At 47.2% G+C, this 22,250-nt stretch carries 19 protein-coding genes; 10 read left to right on the forward strand and 9 right to left on the reverse strand.

What is annotated here, in order from left to right; translation table 11 throughout:
• The first annotated feature begins 357 nt into the window (after nt 1–357).
• The 4 genes from dnaA (at nt 358) to RGU72_RS15490 (ending at nt 7,084) form a co-directional block, all read left to right on the forward strand.
• A complete protein-coding gene (dnaA, locus tag RGU72_RS15475; RefSeq protein WP_322120578.1) occupies nt 358–1,752 on the forward strand; it encodes a chromosomal replication initiator protein DnaA in 1,395 nt (464 codons plus the stop codon).
• A 317-nt stretch (nt 1,753–2,069) separates the two neighbouring features.
• Nucleotides 2,070–3,176, forward strand: coding sequence for a DNA polymerase III subunit beta (dnaN, locus tag RGU72_RS15480; protein WP_322120579.1), 1,107 nt, complete (start codon nt 2,070–2,072; stop codon nt 3,174–3,176).
• Nucleotides 3,177–3,506: 330 nt separating this feature from the next.
• Nucleotides 3,507–6,002, forward strand: coding sequence for a DNA topoisomerase (ATP-hydrolyzing) subunit B (gene gyrB / locus RGU72_RS15485; protein ID WP_322120580.1), 2,496 nt, complete (start codon nt 3,507–3,509; stop codon nt 6,000–6,002).
• Nucleotides 6,003–6,382: 380 nt separating this feature from the next.
• Entirely contained in the window at nt 6,383–7,084 is a 702-nt protein-coding gene (locus RGU72_RS15490) for a DUF3334 family protein (protein ID WP_322120581.1), read from the forward strand.
• Between the two features lie 58 nt (nt 7,085–7,142).
• Here the strand turns inward: RGU72_RS15490 and RGU72_RS15495 are convergent, their stop codons facing one another.
• The 3 genes from RGU72_RS15495 to RGU72_RS15505 all read right to left on the reverse strand — a co-directional run bounded on the left by RGU72_RS15495 (nt 7,143) and on the right by RGU72_RS15505 (nt 10,200).
• Nucleotides 7,143–8,522, reverse strand: a complete 1,380-nt coding sequence (locus RGU72_RS15495; RefSeq protein WP_322120582.1) for a hypothetical protein — start codon at nt 8,520–8,522, stop codon at nt 7,143–7,145.
• On the reverse strand, nt 8,519–9,886 hold the full coding sequence (locus RGU72_RS15500) for an McrB family protein (RefSeq protein ID WP_322120583.1): 1,368 nt from the start codon (nt 9,884–9,886) through the stop codon (nt 8,519–8,521). Before RGU72_RS15500 ends, RGU72_RS15495 begins: the two co-directional genes overlap by 4 nt.
• Before the next feature lie 95 nt (nt 9,887–9,981).
• Nucleotides 9,982–10,200: a helix-turn-helix transcriptional regulator gene (locus RGU72_RS15505; RefSeq protein ID WP_322120584.1), complete on the reverse strand. Its 219-nt coding sequence runs from the start codon at nt 10,198–10,200 to the stop codon at nt 9,982–9,984.
• Nucleotides 10,201–10,598: 398 nt separating this feature from the next.
• On the opposite strand from RGU72_RS15505, the gene RGU72_RS15510 reads away from it, so the two are divergent.
• Both RGU72_RS15510 and RGU72_RS15515 read left to right on the forward strand, forming a co-directional pair.
• Nucleotides 10,599–11,720: an HAF repeat-containing protein gene (locus RGU72_RS15510; RefSeq protein WP_322120585.1), complete on the forward strand. Its 1,122-nt coding sequence runs from the start codon at nt 10,599–10,601 to the stop codon at nt 11,718–11,720.
• Nucleotides 11,721–11,883: 163 nt separating this feature from the next.
• Nucleotides 11,884–12,702, forward strand: coding sequence for a tRNA-uridine aminocarboxypropyltransferase (locus RGU72_RS15515; protein ID WP_322120586.1), 819 nt, complete (start codon nt 11,884–11,886; stop codon nt 12,700–12,702).
• Between the two features lie 222 nt (nt 12,703–12,924).
• Here RGU72_RS15515 and RGU72_RS15520 read toward each other — a convergent pair whose 3' ends face one another.
• On the reverse strand, nt 12,925–13,173 hold the full coding sequence (locus tag RGU72_RS15520) for a DUF3297 family protein (RefSeq protein ID WP_322120587.1): 249 nt from the start codon (nt 13,171–13,173) through the stop codon (nt 12,925–12,927).
• A 37-nt stretch (nt 13,174–13,210) separates the two neighbouring features.
• Here RGU72_RS15520 and RGU72_RS15525 point away from each other — a divergent pair, with 37 nt between their 5' ends.
• From RGU72_RS15525 to RGU72_RS15535, 3 genes are all read left to right on the forward strand, one after another.
• Complete coding sequence (locus RGU72_RS15525; RefSeq protein WP_322120588.1) at nt 13,211–13,366, forward strand: hypothetical protein; 156 nt, start codon at nt 13,211–13,213, stop codon at nt 13,364–13,366.
• A gap of 650 nt (nt 13,367–14,016) precedes the next feature.
• Nucleotides 14,017–14,859 carry a hypothetical protein gene (locus RGU72_RS15530; protein ID WP_322120589.1) on the forward strand — a complete coding sequence of 281 codons (843 nt, stop codon included), beginning with the start codon at nt 14,017–14,019 and terminating at the stop codon, nt 14,857–14,859.
• A gap of 194 nt (nt 14,860–15,053) precedes the next feature.
• Entirely contained in the window at nt 15,054–15,293 is a 240-nt protein-coding gene (locus tag RGU72_RS15535; RefSeq protein WP_322120590.1) for a hypothetical protein, read from the forward strand.
• A gap of 260 nt (nt 15,294–15,553) precedes the next feature.
• Here RGU72_RS15535 and RGU72_RS15540 read toward each other — a convergent pair whose 3' ends face one another.
• The 4 genes from RGU72_RS15540 to RGU72_RS15555 are packed head-to-tail and all read right to left on the reverse strand — an operon-like array spanning nt 15,554 to nt 20,447.
• Nucleotides 15,554–16,618: a bifunctional nicotinamide-nucleotide adenylyltransferase/Nudix hydroxylase gene (locus tag RGU72_RS15540; protein ID WP_322120591.1), complete on the reverse strand. Its 1,065-nt coding sequence runs from the start codon at nt 16,616–16,618 to the stop codon at nt 15,554–15,556.
• Nucleotides 16,619–16,623: 5 nt separating this feature from the next.
• Nucleotides 16,624–18,327 carry an NAD+ synthase gene (locus RGU72_RS15545; RefSeq protein ID WP_322120592.1) on the reverse strand — a complete coding sequence of 568 codons (1,704 nt, stop codon included), beginning with the start codon at nt 18,325–18,327 and terminating at the stop codon, nt 16,624–16,626.
• Between the two features lie 18 nt (nt 18,328–18,345).
• Entirely contained in the window at nt 18,346–19,536 is a 1,191-nt protein-coding gene (gene pncB, locus RGU72_RS15550) for a nicotinate phosphoribosyltransferase (RefSeq protein WP_322120593.1), read from the reverse strand.
• A 41-nt stretch (nt 19,537–19,577) separates the two neighbouring features.
• Nucleotides 19,578–20,447 (reverse strand): cysteine hydrolase, encoded by an 870-nt coding sequence (locus RGU72_RS15555; RefSeq protein ID WP_322120594.1) that lies wholly within the window; start codon nt 20,445–20,447, stop codon nt 19,578–19,580.
• Nucleotides 20,448–20,647: 200 nt separating this feature from the next.
• Between RGU72_RS15555 and RGU72_RS15560 the strand changes: the two genes are divergently transcribed.
• Nucleotides 20,648–21,313 (forward strand): NUDIX hydrolase, encoded by a 666-nt coding sequence (locus RGU72_RS15560; RefSeq protein ID WP_322120595.1) that lies wholly within the window; start codon nt 20,648–20,650, stop codon nt 21,311–21,313.
• A 404-nt stretch (nt 21,314–21,717) separates the two neighbouring features.
• On the opposite strand, the gene RGU72_RS15565 is transcribed toward RGU72_RS15560, so the two are convergent.
• The gene (locus RGU72_RS15565; protein ID WP_322120596.1) at nt 21,718–22,068 is read right to left on the reverse strand and encodes a BON domain-containing protein; all 351 of its coding nucleotides are present in this window, start codon (nt 22,066–22,068) and stop codon (nt 21,718–21,720) included.
• Nucleotides 22,069–22,250: the final 182 nt, after the last annotated feature.

The following is a 22,250-nucleotide window of genomic DNA, read 5'->3' on the forward strand; positions in this document are numbered from 1 at the left end:
CAAATAGGACTTACGCAAAATTGTCCCGGCAAGGCATAGCGACGAAGATAGTACTTTAGTACAACTAGGAGCTACAGCGCAGCTGAGACGGTTTTGCGTAAGTCCTAACAAATTTCCGCATTAGCCTGTGGATAACTCGGGATAGCAAGAGTAAAATAGCGGATTAGTGTGGCATGACCGATTTGCCTTAATGGCAAGATGTTTAATTTGTTTTGCGTAGTAGTATTCATGCAGAATCATTTGCAGGGTTTAGCAAGCAGCAACCAATCTCATTGCTAGGTTAATGACTAAGCAGCGACTCAGCAGCAATTTAACATTCGATAACACGCCGCACATCAGCATCATTAAAGTGACTACATGGAAAATTTCTGGCAAGCCTGCTCGTCCCAATTAGAGCAGGAACTTACGCCGCAGCAGTATAGCGCCTGGATCAAACCACTGACCCCGATCGATTATGAAGACGGCCGGTTGCGGATTGGTGCGCCTAATCGTTTTAAACTGGATTGGGTTAAAACCCAATTCGCCAGCCGGATTACTGAACTGGCAGTGCAATTTTGGGATGAAAATATTGATGTCCAATTTATTCTGGACCCACGCATCAATAAAAAACCGGCTCCCGCTGCAAACACCAGTACAAATCAAAGTAGCGATCCGCGCGAGTCGTCCACTAGCAACAACGACATGCCACCGCAAATACATGATCCGGTGCCAGAATCCACGCCGCGCCGCGACCAAAGCCGCATCAATGTTGATCTGACTTTTGACAGCTTTGTGACGGGTAAAGCCAATCAGTTAGCACGTGCAGCAGCCATCCAGGTAGCAAATAATCCTGGCGTATCGTATAACCCGCTGTTCTTATATGGCGGCGTAGGTTTAGGTAAAACCCATCTGATTCACGCGATTGGTAATCAGATTCTGGTGGACAACCCTAAAGCACGGATTCGCTACATCCACGCTGAGCAATATGTGCGCGATGTCGTTACTGCTTACCAGCGCAAAGGGTTTGACGAATTTAAGCATTACTATCATTCGCTGGATTTATTGCTGATCGATGATATTCAATTCTTTGGTGGCAAAAGCCGCACGCAGGAAGAATTTTTCTACGCGTTTGAAGCGCTAATCGCCGCCAAGAAGCAAATCATCATCACCAGTGATACCTACCCAAAAGAAATCACGGGTATGGACGATCGTCTGATTTCGCGTTTTGATTCTGGTCTGACGGTAGCAATTGAGCCGCCCGAGTTAGAAATGCGCGTAGCGATTTTGCTCAAAAAAGCGCATTTCGAAGGCGTACATTTCTCGGATGACGTCGCCTTCTTCGTCGCCAAGCATCTGCGTTCTAACGTACGCGAACTAGAAGGCGCTTTGCGAAAAATTCTGGCGTACTCGCGTTTTCACGGCAAAGAAATCACGATTGATGTCGTCAAAGAAGCCTTAAAAGATTTGCTATCGGTACAGAACCGCCAGATTTCGGTAGAAAATATCCAGAAGACAGTTGCAGACTTTTTCAACATGAAAGTCGCCGACATGTACTCTAAAAAGCGTCCAGCGAATATCGCCAGACCACGCCAGATCGCGATGTATCTGGCGAAAGAATTAACGCAAAAAAGCTTGCCAGAAATTGGTGAACTGTTCGGCGGCCGCGATCACACCACAGTCTTGCATGCAGTACGCAAAATCACGGCAGATCGCAGCAAGAATCCCGAATGTAATCATGAGCTACATGTGTTGGAGCAGACTCTGAAGGGTTAAGCACTACAAATTGTAGTGTACGCCGTGCGCACCAAAGCAAGCGGCAACGAAGCAAATAAAGTTGATAATGCGCATGGCGCACCCTAGGATTTTAGAAGTACCATTTTTAGACGTCCAATCATTCTGCGGCCTCCACGCGGTTTTTGCCCCAGAAGCCGCAGAATCATTGGACAATGCATTTAAGTTTTTTAAGTCATTACCTTACGGCATTGAAGTTATAAAACTAAGTTACAGAACGAAGTTACTGAATCAAGCCAGAGAAGTAAGCTACAGAAGTGAATCATCCTTTATTAACAAAATTACGCGAGGATATAAACATGCAATTGGTCAAAACTCACCGGGACACAATCCTCCGGCCTCTGCAAATCGTGAGCGGTATTGTCGAGCGTCGGCACACATTGCCGATTCTGGCCAATATCCTCATACGCAAGGACGGCGAAAAAGTGTCTTTCTTGTCGACTGACATTGAAGTGCAAATCACCACCCGTGCCGATATCGGTTCGGGTGGCGAGAGCATTGCCACTACCGTCGCTGCGCGTAAGCTGCTCGATATTTTGCGCGCACTGCCGGACGACAATGACATCGTCCTCAAGCTCGACAATAAGAAGATGACTGTGCAGTCAGGCAAATCGCGCTTCTCTTTGCAAACTCTGGCGGCAGAAGAATTCCCTACCGTCGCACAAGCAGAACACTTCAACGCCAGCGTTAGCCTGCCGCAAAAAACGCTCAAGCACCTGTTTAACATGGTGCACTTCTCCATGGCGCAGCAAGACATTCGTTATTACCTGAATGGTCTGTTGCTCGTGGTCGATGGCAAAAACGTGATTGCCGTGGCGACCGACGGTCATCGTCTGGCGTATTGCCAGGTGGAAGTCGAACAAGAATTCCCACGTCAAGAAGTCATCATCCCGCGCAAAACGATTATCGAATTGCAGCGTTTGTTAGAAGACAAGGACGATCTGGTGCAACTCGACATCGCCAACAATCAGGTCAAGCTGACGTTTGCTGATATTGAGCTGATTTCCAAATTGGTCGAAGGCAAATTCCCAGATTTCAACCGCGTAATCCCTAAGGGTTATAAAAACAATTTCACCTTGGGTCGCGAGCAATTGCTGCGCTCCTTGCAACGTGCCGCCATTATGACCAGCGACAAGTTCAAAGGCGTGCGTTGTGTAGTCACACCGGGCAGTATGCAAATCCTGTCCACCAATGCCGATCAGGAAGAAGCAGTAGAGGAAATTGAAATCGATTACGGCGGCGACAGTGTCGATATCGGCTTCAATGTTACCTATTTGTTGGATGTGTTGAATAACCTTAAAGTCGATCAGATCAACCTCGCCTTTGGTGACTCCAACTCATCCGCATTAATCACCATCCCAGACAACGCCGATTTTAAATACGTCGTTATGCCAATGCGGATTTAGTGCGAAAGAGTGCTAAAGCTCCCCAGCCGCATGCAGCCTAATTACTGAATGCGGCTGGGGAGTGAGGGAGATTAGGTAATCCGGATTTACACAAATTCCGCTATGGATTTCAAAGTGGTTTGTGCCGGATTTATTCAAGTGATATGACGAATTAAGTTGATAACTAAGTTGATAACTAAGTTGACGAATTAATTTGACTCACTAAGTTGACTAACTAAGCGCCCTCATCCCAGCCCCGCATTCAGCAATGACGCTGCTTGCGAGTGGGAACTAAAACTCCAGATCAGTTAGTACGTTAGAACAAGTAAGACCATAATAAAGAAGGTAACCATGTCCGAGAACACCCAAGACAACACTCCAGCGCAGCCAAATGCTTATGGCGCGTCCTCAATCCAGATACTGGAAGGTTTGGAAGCCGTGCGTAAGCGCCCCGGCATGTACATTGGCGATACATCGGACGGCACCGGTCTGCATCACCTGGTATTTGAAGTGCTGGATAACTCAATTGATGAATCGCTGGCTGGTCACTGTACCGAGATCAACGTCACCATCCATGCCGACAACTCCATCTCCATTACCGATAACGGTCGCGGCATTCCGACCGGTATCAAATGGGACGACAAGCACGACCCAAAACGCAGCGCGGCAGAGATCGTTATGACCGAGCTGCATGCTGGTGGTAAGTTCGATCAAAACTCTTACAAAGTCTCCGGCGGTTTGCATGGCGTTGGTGTGTCTTGCGTAAATGGACTGTCCAAATTACTCAAGCTCACTATCCGCCGCGATGGCAAACAATATGCGATGGAATTTGTCCGCGGCGTACCGCAAAACCGTGAAATAGAAACCATCGACGGCATTGTCGTTTCCCCGATTAAAGTCATCGGCGACACCGACAAACGCGGTACCGAAGTCCACTTCTGGGCCGATGAAGAAATCTTCACTCATGTCGAATTCCATTACGAGATTCTGGCAAAGCGTATCCGCGAATTATCGTTCCTCAATAATGGCGTGCGCATCAAACTCACCGACCAACGCACAGGCAAAGAAGAAATGTTTGCCTTTGAAGGCGGCACCCGTGGCTTTGTCGAATACATCAACAAATCTAAAAGCGTCTTGCACCCAACGATTTTCCAAGCCACTGGTGAGCGTCTGTCTGACCAAGGCACCAACATCACCGTTGACGTTTCCATGCAATGGAACGACGCCTACAACGAGCAAGTTTTATGCTTTACCAATAACATCCCACAACGTGACGGCGGCACCCATCTGACTGGCTTGCGCGCAGCGATGACCCGCGTCATTAATAAATATATCGAAGAACACGACTACGCTAAAAAAGCTAAAGTCGAAGTCACCGGCGATGATATGCGCGAAGGCTTAACCTGCGTCTTGTCCGTCAAAGTACCTGAGCCAAAGTTCAGCTCACAAACCAAAGACAAACTGGTTTCCAGCGAAGTCCGCGGCCCGGTAGAAGAAATTGTCGCCAAAACTTTATCCGACTATCTGCAAGAGCGCCCTAACGACGCCAAAATCATTTGCGGCAAAATTGTAGAGGCCTCACGCGCGCGCGAAGCAGCTCGCAAGGCCCGCGAACTAACCCGCCGTAAAGGCGTCATGGACGGCCTAGGCTTATCCGCTAAACTCGCCGATTGCCAGGAAAAAGACCCTGCGCTGTGCGAACTGTATATCGTCGAAGGTGACTCCGCAGGTGGCTCCGCCAAGCAAGGCCGGGATCGTAAGTTCCAGGCGATCTTGCCACTGCGCGGTAAAGTTCTCAACGTAGAAAAAGCCCGCTTTGAAAAAATGCTCTCCAGCGAACAGATCACCACTCTGATCGCCACGCTAGGTACCAGCATCGGCCCAGACGAATTCAATGTAGAAAAACTGCGCTACCACCGCATCATCATCATGACTGATGCCGACGTCGACGGTGCCCATATCCGCACCTTGCTACTGACCTTGTTCTATCGCCAGATGCCACAACTGGTAGAGCGCGGCCACATCTACATCGCCCAGCCACCTTTGTACAAAGTAAAAGCTGGCCGCGATGAGCGCTACCTCAAAGATGACTCTGAAGAAGCCAGCTATATGATGACCGTTGCCTTGACTGGCGCATCGCTCATACCAAGCACAGGCGCAGACCCGATCACGGGCGAGCCACTGGCAGAACTGGTACGCCAATACAATCTCGCCAACGCCATCATGACGCGCCTGACCCGCATGATCGACCGTGCCGCTCTCACCGCCATCATGACCGGCGTCACGCTCAAAATGGACACGGCAGAAAACGCACAAATCTCCGCCACCGCCCTTACCACCACCATCAACGACCCGGCAGTCAAAGCCATCGTACGCACGGATGATTTGTCAGGCACCTTCGGCCTGCGCATAGAACGCATGTACCACGGCAACGTCAAAGTCAGCAGCATCGACGCCGACTTCGTCGACAGCAACGATTACAAAGTATTAGAAAACGCCGCTAACACCTTCCGCGGCCTGCTGGGCGAAGGCTCCTTCATCCGCCGTGGCGAAGGCGAGCGTATGAAAGAAAGCGCCGTAGCCGACTTCCACCACGCCATGCTATGGCTGCGCGACGAAGCCGAACGCGGCGTCAGCAAACAGCGCTACAAAGGACTAGGCGAAATGAACCCAATGCAGTTATGGGAAACCACCATGGACCCAAAAGTACGCCGCCTGCTCAAAGTACAAATCGAAGACGCGATTGCTGCGGATCAGATCTTTACTACGCTAATGGGCGATGATGTAGAACCACGCAGAGCATTTATTGAATCCAATGCGCTGCGGGCTGGGAATATTGACGTTTAACGTAAAAATATAACAATCAAAAAAGCCATCCATTTTTTGGATGGCTTTTTTTACAGATATTGGTTTTGACGAGCACACCATTTTTGACCAGGAAAAAAGATCAATTCAGCAACATACCGTCGTCCATCACAGGCATAAAGCTGCAGCAAATTGCACAGAAAGCGTGAAACAACTGGACGTCGCGTGTCCCATTGAATATTCTTAACTAATTCCATGGATCACCGTGTCCGAGCGCAAAAGCTTGCATGGCGCTCGCCGCACCATCGACGCTGCAAAATGTAGGGCCTGGATCTGGGCAAAGCGATGTACAGGCAATAGCGCACCGCGTACTGGGCGAATAAAACAAAAGTAAATTCAAAAAATACCTTTAGGAGTCGCACATGATTAAAGAAGAAAAAACGGTCGTTTATGGAACCGAAGATCTTTTGACCAGTTTATGCAATTCGGTCACACGCGTATTGAACGTAGCGACGCAAAGCAAGATTCATTACTCTGCCATGGTGCAGCGGGTAACCAAGATCGGTCTGAAGCCTGATATCGGTTGCTTTGTCTTATTTGACGGCGGATTTTCTGGCCTGGTAGTGCTGAACTTTGCTGGCAACGCCGCCTTAGAAATTTATGAGAAATACATGCTAAGCATGGGTATGCCCAAGTCCGAACTAGCCTCCTCATTCAGCTCCGATGAGGTCTCGAATATCTTGGGCGAACTAATGAACCAGATCGTCGGCGATTTCACCGGCAAAGTCCGCAGAGAACTACAAACCAACATCACTCAAAACCAACCCAAAATGCTGGTGCTGAACAAACAAGTCATGCTCAGCGTGGATACTCCACTAGACCGCCCGGAAATCCGCCGCGTGTCCTTCTTCACAGAAAATAATAATATTTTCTATCTGGAACTCGCGATTGACCGCACAGAATTCATTAAATTGCATGACTTCGACTCCAGCGAAATCACCGATCCAGATGCCTTGCTGGACATGGAGCAAGCGGATAAGACTGGCAAAGCAAGCTCAACTCCACCGGCAGCTACCGCCGCCGATGATGCTAGTGATGAACTCTTAAGGTCTTTGGGGATGTAAGTGTCAGAATGACGGCGCCAATTGTCAGACCAGTCGGGACGTACGGGTAGCAATCAACTTAAAGGATCGATTTAAGTTGATTGCTGCCGAGATCAAATATATTTTCAATCACAAACCGCTTTACCTCACTCATCGTATCTGCACGCAACGGTATGCCAAGGATTTTTACTCTGATTTTGCTTTGATTGATTCGATTTAGATACACCGTTTCAGTCACTTCTAGTTCGTTTGATGGATAGCAGAGAATTGCTTTTTTTTCTGCATGCGTATCAAACGATGCGTAGCCCAAAATTTGATGGAGATCGTGGCGATAATCCGTTTTCAATTGTTCGCTGCTGCTGGTTCTATTCAATAAGTGCGATTTGTATTTGGCGTCTATAGTCAGCAAGCTACTATCTTTTTTAAAGATGCCGTCTGGCTCCAGATGGTGTAGCTCCCATGCGTAATGCCGTTTGGAATCGCGAATGATTTTGTAATTAGCGAAAAAGTTTCCGCCGATTTGTTTGGCAACCATGGTGAATATGTGTTGCACAAATTTTTCAAAGACATCAGAAAAATCCACCCGCCATGCTGTACCTAAGTTCCCTTGAAAATTTAAGACGCGGTTAGCTTGTTCCTTGCAGCGTTTGACGACGGGTAGGTCAGATTGCTTCTCGATCAAATGATCTGTTTTGAGAGGGCGATGAAAATATAGTTTTTCTTCCAACACGTCAAGTTTTTTCTTGATGCGTAGCTTCAGGCTTACTGGTGTGCGTGGTGAATTGATTTCATTTTTACAGAGGCTAAATACATAAGCGAGCTGCGCATATTCTGCGTGGAATTCTGTCATCACATTGGTGGCAACGGGGTATCGCTGTTGATTCTCCACTTTGAATTGATTGGCGATGTATTTGTTCCAATTCACCTGTCCGACGGGTGCTTGCGCGGTTTTTTCAACACGAGAAAATTTCTGCCAATGCGTCTTGGTGAGTTCGGTAAGACAATCTATAAATTTGACCGCTTCCAAATATAGAGGTGGTCGAAAGTGGTAGCCAGATTTGAGCGGCAGGCTTTCTATAAATTGCGCTTCTATCTGATTGTCTAGCAGATTCAGGATCTCAACATAATCAGCGTAACGATCACGTGCGATAAATCGCGGTACCACAACGAAGTCGCCAATTTGTTTGCCCGTATCTGGTGCGCGTAGCGGGATAGTGCCAACAAATGCGGAAGTTCTAAAACAAAGCGACACGTCTTGATCGATGCCAACGATAGACGGCGTCACGCCTAAAAATTCGAAGGATTTGGCGTTGTAATTGACGAATTTTTGTAAGACTTGCCCGATCAATCTTTTGTCGGCATTTTTAAAAAATGTTTTCTGCAATTCAATACCACTGAACTGTTTGAACTGTTCAGTTAAGCATGGGAGTTCACAGAAAATATCGTTAAATTTTTTCATTCAAATAATGCCTGACCTATTTCGGCAACGAAGTAACTGTTCAGTTCTTCTTTGGCATTGCTGAGTAAGCCTTCTTGCAGATATTCGCGCATGAGTGGGAATAATTCATAGCGAATTCGATTCTTCATCTCATCTTCATTTTGCGCGAGAAAATAGCCTTGCCCTGGCTGTAACGCGAGTTCAGTTGAGCTGGCGTACCAATTAAATATTTCTTCGAACTTAGCAAAGTGTTTCCCATGAAATTCCTTAGAGCTTATCGCTTGCGGTTTGAGGTCGTACCATGCAAATCGTCTACGTAAGGCGAAATCAACTACCGCCAAGCTGCGGTCGGCAGTATTCATGGTGGCTATCACGTAAAGATTGCTTGGGATCTTTGATAGCGCGATCTCAGGGGTAAGCGCGATTTCGACATTGGCAAAGTCTTGCTTGTATTCGAATAGGTAAAACAATGGCCCTAAGACGTTCGATAAATTGGCACGGTTAATCTCGTCGATGATGAGTATGGTGGGCTCATTTGGATGCGCTTGCGCGTGCTTAATCGCTTTTAGTAATACGCCTTCTTCGCCTGAATAGGCCAATGACGCTGCGTCTAATTTTGGACGTATGCCATAAATAAAATCGGAGTAAGACGTTTCAGCATGAAATTGCGTGAAGAAAGTTTTAGCCTTCCACTCCGCCGCAATATTTTTTGCGAGCCGCGTTTTACCTGTACCTGGCGCGCCTTGCAGTACGACATATTTACGTTCGCTGAGAAGACTAGAAACTGCTTTCTTATCGTCACTAAGCTTGTCGCTTGTGACTTCTTTGATTGCTTTGCTTACTGCTTTTCTTTGGGAATCATTCGTCGGCCAATTTCGTAATTTGGCGTAACCTGCCAAGATGGAGGAAATCCGCTTTTTGCCGTCGTCAGAGTTTGGATCTTTGACAATTTGCGCGACTGGCAAAACGTTGCGATATTTGTCTAAAGTTTTTTTGATATGCGCGAGTTCATCACGATCTAAAAAATTCCTCGGCAAGGAGGATTCAATGTCCGAAAAATCCGATTTACAGATTCCATCTGTATCAATCAATTTTGAAAAGAAACGACACGGCCCAGGATAAGTTGCTAGCTCATAGTCATTTTTAAAACCGCTGGAACCAACACCTAAACAAATTAGCCAAGCTTTGTTTTGATTATTAGGGAAAATCGTGAATGAGAAATCATGAAAAGGACCGGACTTTTCTTCACTCGGATGAATAAACCCAAAGTAAGCGCCATCATCTTTTAATGCATCAGGCATAGTATTATTTCTCTCGATATAAAACCCCTTAGCGCCAAATTTTTCCGCTTCGTCTTTGACAAAAGCCCTGATCGTTTCAATCATGTAAGCAATCTCCTCATTCATATTGGGTGTTGTTTCTTTTGATGCGTTTACGCGGTAATGCGCAATGTATTGAAATGCGATAAACGGAAATTTTGTTAACGTTTGCTAGCAAATAATTCCGCTGAATCGACGTCTAAGGCTTTTGCAATTTTGAATATATTCGCCAAGCTCACATTACGCACACCGCGTTCGATCCCGCTGATGTAGGTGCGATCCAATTCCGCAATCAAGCCCAGTTGTTCCTGACTCAGTCCACGCGCTAGACGTAGCTTTTTGAGATGAAGACCAAACTCTTGCAATTGTGGATTAAGCATGCGCCCGCCTAAGTATCTTGATTCGACAATCATGCGTCGATGTGACTTATAGGTCTACGGACTATGAGTCACATAAAAACTCTTTATGAAATCAACGAGCAAGCAACCCTCGCAAGTAATTGACAACTATTTCGGCAATCTCACCAAAATAGTAAAAAAATGGTGGCGAACAAAGTACTGCTCTAAGTCAAACTTATGTAACAACAATCGAATTCTACGAGTTGAATATCAAACTAAATGACAAGGTTTTCTACGCCCAACACACTTTAAATACCTCCTCTAGCAATTCCCAATTTAGCCACAAACCATAACAATTTCGCACTAGCAGCGCACATTATTGATGTACATTTATCCACGACTTTTCTGTTTGTGAAACTCCCACCTGAAAGGATTCTTGTATGCGTCATATTCTGCGTTATTCTTTTTTTCTGCTGGCTTTGGCAGGTGGTGAAGCCTCTGCAATTACTCAGTCGCTTGGGATTGTGCCGCCTAAGCAGGGTGGGTCGATTGCATATGATATGAATGCTGCTGGTCAGGTCGCGGCGGTGATTGAGGATGAGAAAGGTGGCCGGCATGCCGCTTTTTTTGATAAAGGACAGTTGATCAAGCTTGAATCGCCTGGTGGGACAGAGAGCGAGGCAAAGCGCATCAATGACAAAGGCCAGGTGGTTGGGTCATCCGACAAAAAAGACGGGACTTGGACCGCCTTCCTTTACAGCCGTGCCGATGGCATACAAGAATTAGGTACTCTGGGTGGCCCTAGCAGCCACGGTATGGCGTTAAACAATGCTGGTGCGGTCGTAGGCTTTGCTGATACGGCTAATGGCGACTGGCATGCTTTCTTGTACCAGCGCGGCGAGCCGCTCAAGGATCTGGGTACTTTAGGCGGTAAGGTCAGTGCCGCCAGCGCCATCAACAGCGTGGGGCAAGTGGTTGGCACAGCAATGACTGACGATGGCTCGCGCCATGCTTTTTTGTATGACGCCGCACGCGGCATGATCGATCTTGGCACTCTTGGTGGTCGCTTTAGTGTGGCGACTGCGATCAATGATAAGGGCGTTGTCGTCGGCACATCAGAGATGAAGGATCGCAGCTTGCATGCCTTTGTCTACGACGGCAAGCGCATGACAGACTTGGGTGCGATCATCGGTCGTGGCGATAGCTTCGCTACTGGCATCAACAATGCTGGTCACGTCGTCGGAGGTGTTGATATTATCAACGACCGTTTTGGCGACCACCGTATCTCCTTCGTCTGGCGGGATAACAAAATGCTGCTGCACCCGAGCGGTAAAGGCTTATACCTTACCAATGCCATCAATAACCAAGAGCAAGTCATCGGTGCGACCTATGATCGCGGTTTGAACGCAGCGACTATGCAGTCTAACGCAGTGCCTTATGTTGATCTTGGTGGTACCAAGATTTTGAGTTTTAATTTTATCGTGTTACTACTCACTGGCACGATTGTGATTTTTCGGAAGCGCTTCAAAGGACTATTTTTCGGTGGTGTTTTTCGGGGTTAGTAATCAGTAATAGCGCTGACTGAATTGATTGCTAAGTTGCTTGATGAATTGGTAGGTAAATCGGTCTTCAGCTTGATTGCTTTAGAATGCTGGGATTTGGCCAGTGCTCTTGCTGTGCCAGATCAATTTAGCTTTTGATTCTGGCATTGCTCTTGATTCTCCCATGACCCAACCCCACTCCCCCCCCTTCCCTCACGCTGTATCCCGCCTGCGCTCCTCGCGTCTGGAGCGTAGTACGCGACCGTTTCTTGCTCGTGGCGGTCCGCATGGCGAGCGTTGTGGCGGATGTCGTCTGATCCTGAGTCATTGCCTGTGCGCCTTGCGTCCGGTGGTAGCTACGCGTGCCGGAGTCTGCCTGATCATGGCCGAGCACGAGACGCTGAAACCTAGCAACACAGGCTGGCTAATTGCCGATGTGGTGCCGGATACGATGGCGTTTGGCTGGGCGCGCACTACAGTAGATCCTGCGCTGCTGGCAGTGCTGGCTGATCCGCAATGGCAGCCGTATGTAGTATTCCCCGGCGAGTTTGTCGCGCCGGAACGGGTGATCACGCATTTACCGGCAGAGCAATCCGATACCAAAGATGTAAGCCCGGCGAGCAAGCGTCCGCTGTTTATTCTATTAGACGCGACTTGGCAAGAAGCCCGCAAGATTTTTAAAAAAAGTCCCTACCTGAATCATTTTCCGGTACTAAGTCTGATGCCTGAACAAGTATCGCGATACCGCCTGCGCCGCGCCCAGCAAGAAGATCATTTGTGTACATGCGAGGTCGCAGCTTTATGCCTGACTCTGGCTGGCGAGACCTTGGCCGCGCAGACTTTAGAAGCCTATCTGGATGTATTTACCGAACACTACCTGCGCGCCAAGCAGCAGCAAAAGCTGAACTGGGATGATGACTTGCACCAGCGCCTGCGTGACCTGCGTAATCTGCGTAATTTGCCTGATTTGCATGATTTGCCACTGCCAGCAAACAACACCTAGCTTGTGACTCCCAACAGGAGGCTTAGCAACAATCCAGCACTGTCTGGAGTTAACGCTAGGTTCTACCATTGCCAAAAACGATTTAGCGATGTCTGCACAATTCATGCGTCAAAACTAATTGGGGCGACATCGAATCACGTCGATGTCGCCCCATTTTTAATAGTAATTTTGTATTTTTAATTCAGCTTTGCCATGCCATCAGCGCCAACCAGAACATCAGAATCAGCGATAAAACGCCTCAACTTTGCCTTTTACTTTAATCATTAATGGCTTGCCCTTGCGATCCACGGCTTTACCCGCCGCGACTTTTATCCAGCCTTCGCTGATGCAATATTCTTCAACGTCAAGTCGTTCTTTGTCGTTGAGCTTGATACCGACTTCGTGCTCGAATACGGCGGCGATGTGGTAAGGACTGCGGGGATCAACTGAGAGTCGATCAGGCAAATTTGGGGGTGTCGTAGTATCGTTCATAGGCTTGAATTATCCACTAGAACGCCGATCAGTACAATTGCCTGATACAAGACTAAATTCCAGCATTCGCTGGAATAATCCGTTTGTGTTGATCGCTAAAGAAAAACGCACCCTGCCAGTGCCCAATCATTCTGCGGTTGCTGGCAGCATCTACCTGCAAACCCTGATGTATATTGGGCTTACAAGGTGGTGATTTTTAAATCTCAGTTTATTTAAACCCAGAGTTTTTATTAGACCACTACCACATCGCAAAAAATACATACGGCATGCGGTTTAATGGAAAATCTGGATTGAACTGCGTGCTACATGTTTTTCTCCCATTATTTAGAAAAATAAAATCAACTCTTCACAGCCGATCGCTACACAATATTTGTATTTTTTACCGTCAATTTCTTATTTTAAAAAAAGTCTTCATCGGTTGAGCTGGTCTTTGATTGCGCTGCTTAAGCCACTAGCTTTACGCAAACGTTGGTCACAGTATCGTTGCGCTATTTGCGTATCAACAGTGCTAGCTGGTATCACGTTAGGATCAGTTCGGTATCAGATGCAACTTCTTTGCAACAGTCTTAAAACGACTATTCTTTTATTGAATTTCTCTACGAATGTCGTTGATAGTTAGAGGTAGAATCGACACGTCATAAAATATGGCCTCGTCAGTTAACTACATGGCGGCCTAGATAAAATTGCCGCACTTTCACACAGCGGTAGCGCTAATCCAAAATTATTTCTATGAAGTAATCCGTCTGGTATGGCTCATTTTTTCATGTCAAATAAAGTCGTCTTGACGCACCTGGATGAACGTATCTTCATCAACCCGATGTGTATCGTTTTGAAAGAACGACTATGTCAACTTTATCCGCACCCCAAGGTCGCCCAGAAGTCGAAAAACTGTTTGCGTTATCAGAAGCTAAACAACGTTATTTGTGCGGAATAAATCCCATGCTGATCGATGTGTCGCTGCTTGAGCCGTGCTTTGGTGCGGCGATCGTGCATACCTTGGCAAACAAACAGGCGCTGCTACCTTTGGTCGACGAGTTTGGCGTCAAGGATAAAATCATTGCGACGCTCAATTATCAGTTGCCACATTACCCTCAGGTCGAGGACGATTTTTGTCAGTATTTGCTGGAAACAAAATACGATATGACGGGTTGTTTTGCGTTGACTGGAGTAGGTCGTATGAACGGTAGTCAATTCACGCCGCATCTTAGTATGGAGAAGCTGGTCGCATATCGTATTCCCAATACAGTGCACGAAATTTCGCTGCTCCCCAAAGGTGATACAAAGCAAGTGCTGGCGTCGCTGTGCGCCTGTATTCAATGGCTGCACGCTAATGTCAGAGGCGATCATGGCAAACCCTGCCGGATTTATGTAAACATACTGGATTTAATCGATACCTTTTTTATTGACCGCAGTTGGGCTTGTGATGTGTTGGAACAACTGGCGAAAGATGGTGTAGACGGCGTATCGTTTGAAGACGGGCGCGGTAGTTTTTTCCCTTTCCAAATCGCAGCCGTAGTCGTGTCAATGAAAGCACTGTTAGATGCCAACCAAAAAGTGTTATTCCACGCACACGCTGGCAACGGTATGGAAAACGCATCGGCGCTTGAAGCACTGCTGCACGGTGCTGATGGTTACTGGGGGCGGGATGGAAAGAGAATCGTCAACTATTGGTCACGCATCGCTTAGCGAACTGATCGCTAATCTGGTACGGGTCGGTAATACACATATGGCGAAGCAATATAAGTTGGAGCGCTTATTACCCATCTGCGAACAGAGGCATAAAATCAATACCGACTAGGAACTGCCAGACACCTAGCCGATCGAAGGCTCTGATGCGTATCGTTTAGTACTTAGCTTTTGAGCAAAAACCGAAGCATCCCATGGATTTGCCACCCGACTTAATTGGAAAAAAATATGGCAATCGGATTGCGCCTGTAGGCAGCGACATCCCGGTATTAAAAAAGCGATGCGAGGAAGCAATCAAAATCACAATTGATGACAAGACGGCTAAGCGCATGATCCTTTTAATGCGCCAAGATTTGCGCGATGGATTCCATCACCATTACGATGACCCCGTCCAATTGCGTGAGCTGCATTCACGCGCATCGGATCAAGCCTGACGCGCCAGGCGTATGATTATCTGTCTGCGATGAGAAAAATGCAGGTCGTATTTATGGGTTGCGCTAACAAGTGATGGCGACCAGAGTGAAAACGATAAATTAATATACTCCCCATTATTTTTGCAAAATATCGCTTTGCGTCCAATGATTATATAGACAGTTTAAATATACATAAATGGAGTATATTTAAACTTCCTATGAAAACTCTGATGTAACCGGTGTAAACTTGGCTAAACTTTATTTGCGAGAGGATGTGCCAATCAATCGGCAGTCACGTTCAAAAAATGATCCAGAATATGGAAGTGATCATCAAAGAAAACTTCTTCCATTGCAGCCAGTGCAGATATCGGCACCCACGAGGCAGCCGCTGCGTCGTCCGCTGCGGCGATGTCTGGCAGATGGTCAGTTTGCAGGTCGAAGAAGTGCGCATGTGTAATAGTTCTGCCACGCTGACTGCGACCGGGATGGTCGAAGACTTCGACATCGACCAGCGCGTTTTCTAAAGTGGAATCTAAAACGGCGAGATTGGTTTCTTCTGTCAATTCACGGATAGCACCTTGCAGCAAGCGCTCATCCTGTTCCAGAAATCCTCCTGGCAGCGCCCACAAACCTTTCCCCGGAAAGCCACCACGCTGCACCAGCAAAATATGCTCCGCAGCTTTGACGATTGCGTCCACGGTTGAGAAGATCGGAGCATAAGGCGCCGCTTTCCAGGCGGCTTTGTATTTATCCAATTGCTGATGTTCTTCGACCAGATCAGCGAAGTGCGGATAAATCACCCAGGCTTTAATGTAGTGCCGTATCACCTTTGGCAAAAACTGATCAATCACATCGAGCGATACATTAATGTCTTCACTCTCAAATAATACCCGGCGTATCAGCGTCGCATCCAGTGGTCCGTCCACTGCAATAGTTTGATCCGCCTCGATCAGTTGCCAGCGCGGGAACCGATTAAGGTAATAGCTTGAAGCATCTTTAAAGTGACCAATCAAAGCGACTTGCTTTGCCTCCGGCATCAGCGCATGTACTTTTTCCTGAACTGCTTGGGCCCAGCGAACATCATCGTAATAATCACGCACCGCGACAAACCGAATACGCTCTTTATCCGCCTCCGCCAAACAAGCGCAGATCATGCTGGCGCGCTCTTGCCAGGTAAAAGGATTTTTTGTGCTGCGCGCATGGAAAGATGATCCGAGCACAATCACAACCTGAGGTGCAGTGTCTAATGCCCGCTGCAAAAGTTGTGCGTGCCCGTGATGAAATGGCTGAAAGCGGCCAATTAGAACGGCGACATCAAAGTTGTTAGCTGAAGTTATATTGGTCATATTGGTCAATTCAAATATTTAGCAGCGATTGGCATCTGGCGTCCGCTACCAAAGGCACGAGAGCGGACGCGAATAATTGGTGGTGCCTGACGACGTTTGTATTCGTTGCGGGCGACCATGCCTAGTATGCGCTTCAAGCTACTTTCACCTTTCTCGGTACTCACTAATTGTTCGACAAAAGCGCTGGCCTTTGCAAATTCATCGGAGGGTAACCGCTTGCCTTCGATATGCCATTTCAGCATCTCATCGAGCTCGTCGTAAGGTGGCAGGCTATCTGTATCGAGTTGATCTGGTGCCAGCTCGGCAGAAGGCGGTTTAGTTAGTACATCCTCGGGAATAATCTCGCGCGCGGCATGTTGATTGATGTGGCGTGATAAGGCGTACACCTCAGTTTTATACAGATCGCCAATCAAGCCTAATCCACCGTTGGTGTCACCATACAGGGTGCAATAGCCGACCGAGATTTCGCTCTTATTACCGGTGGTAAGTAGTAAGGCTCCGTAGGTGTTGGAGTATTCCATGAGGATAGTGCCGCGTATCCGTGCTTGTAGATTTTCTAATGGCAAACCTATTAGCGGCGCGGCAAATGCGGCGCTAAATCCATGGCTATATTGTTTGACCAAATCCAAAATCGGATGCGTGAATAAAGTCACGTTTAAATTGTTGCATAACTTGACTGAATCTGCGATTGAGCCATCGCTAGAGTATGCCGATGGCATCGTGATCGCGATCACATTCTCAGCACCTAAGGCTTCTGCGGCGAGTGCTAACGTCAATGCAGAATCGATACCGCCTGAGGAGCCGACTACGACTTGAGTAAAGCCGCAGCGACGGGCGTAATCTTGCAGACCGAGCACAATTTGCCTTCTGGTAAATTCGGTGACGGACAATCCCTCGCTATCGGGTTTTGGCAATGCACTGCCATCGACGGATAAAAACTGTCCTGCGTTAAATCCTATGAGATTGAAGTCTTCTTCAAAACGGGCTGCCTCATACGCAATACCCTGCGCAGGCGAGACCGCAAACGAGGCGCCGTCGAACACCAATTGGTCTTGTCCGCCAATCTGGTTGACATATAACAGCGGCAATTGGTGATGGTTGGATGCCTTACTAAACATGGCATGACGTTGCCGCCGCTTGCCTATGTCGGATGGGCTGGCGTTGATGCTGATAATCAAATCGGGCTGGGCTGCACTCAATGCGGTGAATGGATTGATCTGGTAATCGCGGCCTGCATCATTCCAACCGTCTTCACACACCATGAAGCCAATTTTTTGACCTGCCACTTTTAGCAAGCAAGCTCCTTCCGAGCCTGGCTCAAAGTGACGACGCTCGTCAAAAATACCGTAAGTAGGTAACAGCTGTTTGTAATACTCAGCAACGATGACACCATCTTTGATCGCGAGTAAGGCGTTATGTATTGGCTTGCCTATGCCTGCATTACGCCTGGCAGTCCCGATCACAGTGACCATAGACGGTGATTGTTTTGAGGCAGCAAGAATGCTCGACAAAGCGGCATCCAATTGCGATAAAAACCGGCTGTCTTCCAGCAAATCGCCGGGATAATAGCCGCAGATACATAACTCAGAAAATACCGCAATATCCGCTTTAAGCGCGTTAGCTTTGTTCATCGACTGGATGATCGCGGCAGTGTTGCCAGCGAAGTCACCCACTGTGTAATTCAATTGTGCAATGGCGATGGATAACATGATTTTATATTCGCTACATCAAATGACGGGATGATTAAATACCTGACGCAAATAGGCCAAAAAGGTCTCGTCGGTACAGAGGGTTTTTCCAGCGGAATCGGACAACTTCGCAACCGGTTGGCCGTTACAAGTTTTGAGCTTCATCACAATATTGAGCGCTTTGATGCCCGTGTCGTTGGTGAGATTGGTGCCGATGCCAAAGCCTGTCATGGTGCGGTCGGCAAAGTGGCGGTATAAGGAAAAAGCTTTATCGAAATCCAGTCCGTCAGAAAATACCAGGCGCTTGGTATGCGCATCCACCCGCAGCTTGGCATAGTGCGCAAGCGCTTTTTCACCCCAGATAATCGGATCACCGGAATCGTGTCGCAAGCCATCAAACAGCTTGGCAAAGTAGAGATCAAAGTCCGCCAAAAACGCATCCATGCCCACAACATCGGTGAGTGCCGTACCAAGATCACCGCGATATTCTTGCACCCAATCTTCTAAGGCTGCTTTCTGGAAATCACGCAGGCGAACGCCAAAGGATTGATACGATTGTAGGTACTCATGCGCCATTGTGCCTATCGGAACTAGCTTATGTTTTTTTGCAAGATACACATTAGAGGTACCTTTAAAATAGTCAGGTAATTCACGCTTCAGCGTAGCGACGACTTCATCATGCCATTCACCAGAAAAACGGCGGCGCAATCCAAAATCAAAAAATTCAAACGGATTTGCTCGTGTCGCTTCCTGAGCAAATGTTCTGACTAAAGCGATTTTTTTAGCCAAACGATCACGGCCTTCTTGCAGACTGGTTTCTGTTTGCAAACGGCGGAAATACAATTCATTGACGATATGCAGTACATAGATTTCAAAGCCCATCACATGTACTTGCGGACCGGTTGCGACGATCTCTAAGGTGTCACCATTGGTCGTGACTTTGATGAATTTTCTTTGAAAGTGAAATACCGTCAAAAAGTCAGTGAAATCACTTTTGATGAAGCGCAGTGAGCGCAAATAATCTAACTCGTCTTCTGCAAAATGCAGCGCGCATAGATGATCCAGTTCTCTGTCTACATCCGCCTTTAATTCAGACAAAGGATAGGCTGGGGTATTGCGGCAAACAAAGGCGTACTCCGTCTGCGCATTGGGGTGGCTATGCAACAAAGACTGCCACATCGTAAATTTATATAAATCGGTTTCTAACAAACTGGTGACGATGGGCTTCATATTCTTCTTCTCTGGTCTCATTTTTATTGTGTTGATCTGCCTTAGCGACTTTGATTGGCAATCAGCTCAGCTAACACATCGCCCGATTTTGCAATCTGTACACCGCGCGCTGCCATGTCGCGGATAAAGGCGTCATATTGTGCGGTAAAGCCTGTTACCGGACTCATGCAGTCGGTCAATAAAACTAATTTGGATAGATCTTCGGGTTTCATATTTTCCACAATATGCTCGGTGGTCGCCCTGACGCAATGGCTGCCCGCCTCGCCAGTAATATACACACGGTCGGCGCTGGCTAAGCTGGCGATAAATGCATGATTTAACTGAGTATCTGGATCAGCGGCATCCGGCACTTCTGCCATCACGGCGGAGTAATGCTCCGTCCATGGATTAGACCCTTTGTTCAGTTTGCTCACCACGCCGTTAGTAGCGTCTTCCCAAAAATTGTAGGCAGCCAGGATATCGCTGTGCACATTTTGCCCCCAAGACCCGATCTCGCAATGTACTGGCCAGATCATCAGCTGATAGCGTCCCGCCACTTCCAGCGCCTCTATGTAAGCCAGCGCTCTTGGCATTGCACTTGGATCGCGTGGTAGATATTTTCCGGCACGGACATCGGCGGATGAAATTTGCGTAAACGGTGTAACTGACTTACCCGCGGCATCAAACCAAAAAGTCGGATGAGCGATGTCGTAGCGGTGGTGAGAATCCAGCGTAATGCTAATCGCAGTCAATCCCTTGCCAGCGAGTTGAATCAGTTCACTGACACGCAACATATCCGCATGCGCGCCCGGCACTGGCAGTGCTGGCTGCACCAATTGTCCGTCTTGCGGATTGCTTGTCAGGTGGTTTTCTGGCAAATCACAAAAATCGTTTTGTGGGTCAATGATGAGAAGATGCAATTGGCTTTTCATGACGTCTTTCCTTTTTTTAATCAGGTGATTCTATTCTAGGATAGATAAAACCATTTTGCAACTAAGTAGAAATTTATTTCTAAATTCTTCTTTTTTAAATATAAAATTTCACCAAGTACATCAATTAAATTAGTTGCAAAATGTATCTAAGAAGAATAAATTAGCTGTATTTGATCTCAACACCGATAGCAAAGACTCCGATGGAACAAATTATTTGTACCGTTGATATCGTTTTATTGACACTGCAAGACGACGGATTAAAAGTCGCCTTATTAAAACGCGATGCCAATCCGTTTAAAAACGCGCTAGCGCTCCCTGGTGGCTATATTCATCAGCAAACCGATAGCGATGCACGCGATGCCGCACTACGCGTTTTAAAAACCAAGACCGGTATTGAGGCGCCGTATTTAGAGCAGTTAGCCACGTTCTCCGGCAACGCACGCGACCCCAGAGGCTGGTCTGTGTCCGTCAGCTATTACGCGCTGGTATCGTCCGACATCATCCAAAGCGCCGGACATCCCAATGTGCAATTAGTCAGCGTTGATCGCCAGACTACTCTACCGTTTGATCATAAAGCGATTGTAGACACCGCCGTCGCCCGCGTACGTAGCAAAAGCCAATACTCATCACTGCCATGCTATTTAGCAGGCGACCTGTTCACCCTGCCTCAACTGCAACGCGTATATGAGGCACTGATGGGAGAAACAATGAACAAAGTCAGCTTCCGCAGAAAAATCACAGAAATGGATATGCTAGAAGAGGTCGCAGGGAAATTTGAAGCAGCAGGCGCGCATCGGCCTGCGCAGGTGTATCGATTGAAGCGAGCTTATCGACAACAATTGCAGTTGATTGACCGGGGCTTGTGAGGGTAATCATAAGTCCGTCTGTGTGGGACTTATTGGCTTTGGTATTAGATTTAAACTCGCCGATTATTAATAGAAATTTTTACAGATTATTTAAATTAAAATACACCATAATCAATATACTCCCCATTATTTTTTTCTAAATTGCCTTATCGTCCAAATATTACGTGGACAACTAAACTATACCCATTAGGAGTATTAATATTTAACTACTAGGGCCAACAAAAAGAAAACGGCACTATCTCTTGATAATGCCGTTTCCAATTCTCTACTAATAACTCTGCTTCTAACTCACTCTAACCATTTCTGACCTGATCAACAGAACCTATCCAGGCAAGGGGGAGCTTGCATAGGTTATCGACTTAAGACATGGTCAGACGTCGCTTAGAATCTGCGTTAGCCCTAGCTTAGCCTTGGGATACTTGCAGCTGGTTTTGGATGTCTTTCACACCCTCAATGCTGGCGACCATTTTCAGTACGCGATCACTTGCTGCAACGCTTGGTACTGCGCCTGTCAGGATCACGACACCTTGTTTGGTGGTGACATTGATTTTCAATGCGGACACTTCTTTATCAGCAACCAGAGCGCTTTTTACTTTGGCGGTGATCATTGAATCATCAACGGCGACGCCCGCTTTTTCGGTCATGGTTGGCTTATCGGCTTGCGCTACTACGGTATCAGCGGCGAAAGAGGATGCTGCAGTCATAGACAATACGGAAGCAGCGATGAGGGAAGTGATAAATGAACGATTTTGCATGATAAATCCTTTTTAATGAGGTTTAAAGGCAACGTCTCACATGTTTGTGGCGCTACTGACTGGTGTATTGCACATGCTGTGCCAGCTATTAAAAACCTACATTAATTCAAGCACTTAGGTAATTTTTTGCCTGTAAGCCGAATGAAAATACTGGTTTTTTACCGTAAATGTGTCGGGATATA

The organism is Undibacterium sp. 5I1 (assembly GCF_034314085.1).
In the GTDB taxonomy this organism is placed as follows: domain Bacteria; phylum Pseudomonadota; class Gammaproteobacteria; order Burkholderiales; family Burkholderiaceae_D; genus Undibacterium.

Bases quoted from the DNA above. Each gene is read 5' to 3' on its own strand.
- gyrB (WP_322120580.1), top strand. From the start codon at position 3,507: ATGTCCGAGAACACCCAAGACAACACTCCAGCGCAGCCAAATGCTTAT.
- RGU72_RS15515 (WP_322120586.1), top strand. From the start codon at position 11,884: ATGACCCAACCCCACTCCCCCCCCTTCCCTCACGCTGTATCCCGCCTG.
- RGU72_RS15560 (WP_322120595.1), top strand. From the start codon at position 20,648: ATGGAACAAATTATTTGTACCGTTGATATCGTTTTATTGACACTGCAA.
- dnaN (WP_322120579.1), top strand. From the start codon at position 2,070: ATGCAATTGGTCAAAACTCACCGGGACACAATCCTCCGGCCTCTGCAA.
- RGU72_RS15490 (WP_322120581.1), top strand. From the start codon at position 6,383: ATGATTAAAGAAGAAAAAACGGTCGTTTATGGAACCGAAGATCTTTTG.
- RGU72_RS15530 (WP_322120589.1), top strand. From the start codon at position 14,017: ATGTCAACTTTATCCGCACCCCAAGGTCGCCCAGAAGTCGAAAAACTG.
- RGU72_RS15505 (WP_322120584.1), bottom strand. From the start codon at position 10,200: ATGCTTAATCCACAATTGCAAGAGTTTGGTCTTCATCTCAAAAAGCTA.
- RGU72_RS15555 (WP_322120594.1), bottom strand. From the start codon at position 20,447: ATGAAAAGCCAATTGCATCTTCTCATCATTGACCCACAAAACGATTTT.
- RGU72_RS15495 (WP_322120582.1), bottom strand. From the start codon at position 8,522: ATGAAAAAATTTAACGATATTTTCTGTGAACTCCCATGCTTAACTGAA.
- RGU72_RS15545 (WP_322120592.1), bottom strand. From the start codon at position 18,327: ATGTTATCCATCGCCATTGCACAATTGAATTACACAGTGGGTGACTTC.
- RGU72_RS15500 (WP_322120583.1), bottom strand. From the start codon at position 9,886: ATGATTGAAACGATCAGGGCTTTTGTCAAAGACGAAGCGGAAAAATTT.
- pncB (WP_322120593.1), bottom strand. From the start codon at position 19,536: ATGAAGCCCATCGTCACCAGTTTGTTAGAAACCGATTTATATAAATTT.
- RGU72_RS15520 (WP_322120587.1), bottom strand. From the start codon at position 13,173: ATGAACGATACTACGACACCCCCAAATTTGCCTGATCGACTCTCAGTT.
- RGU72_RS15535 (WP_322120590.1), top strand. From the start codon at position 15,054: ATGGATTTGCCACCCGACTTAATTGGAAAAAAATATGGCAATCGGATT.
- dnaA (WP_322120578.1), top strand. From the start codon at position 358: ATGGAAAATTTCTGGCAAGCCTGCTCGTCCCAATTAGAGCAGGAACTT.
- RGU72_RS15540 (WP_322120591.1), bottom strand. From the start codon at position 16,618: ATGACCAATATAACTTCAGCTAACAACTTTGATGTCGCCGTTCTAATT.
- RGU72_RS15565 (WP_322120596.1), bottom strand. From the start codon at position 22,068: ATGCAAAATCGTTCATTTATCACTTCCCTCATCGCTGCTTCCGTATTG.
- RGU72_RS15510 (WP_322120585.1), top strand. From the start codon at position 10,599: ATGCGTCATATTCTGCGTTATTCTTTTTTTCTGCTGGCTTTGGCAGGT.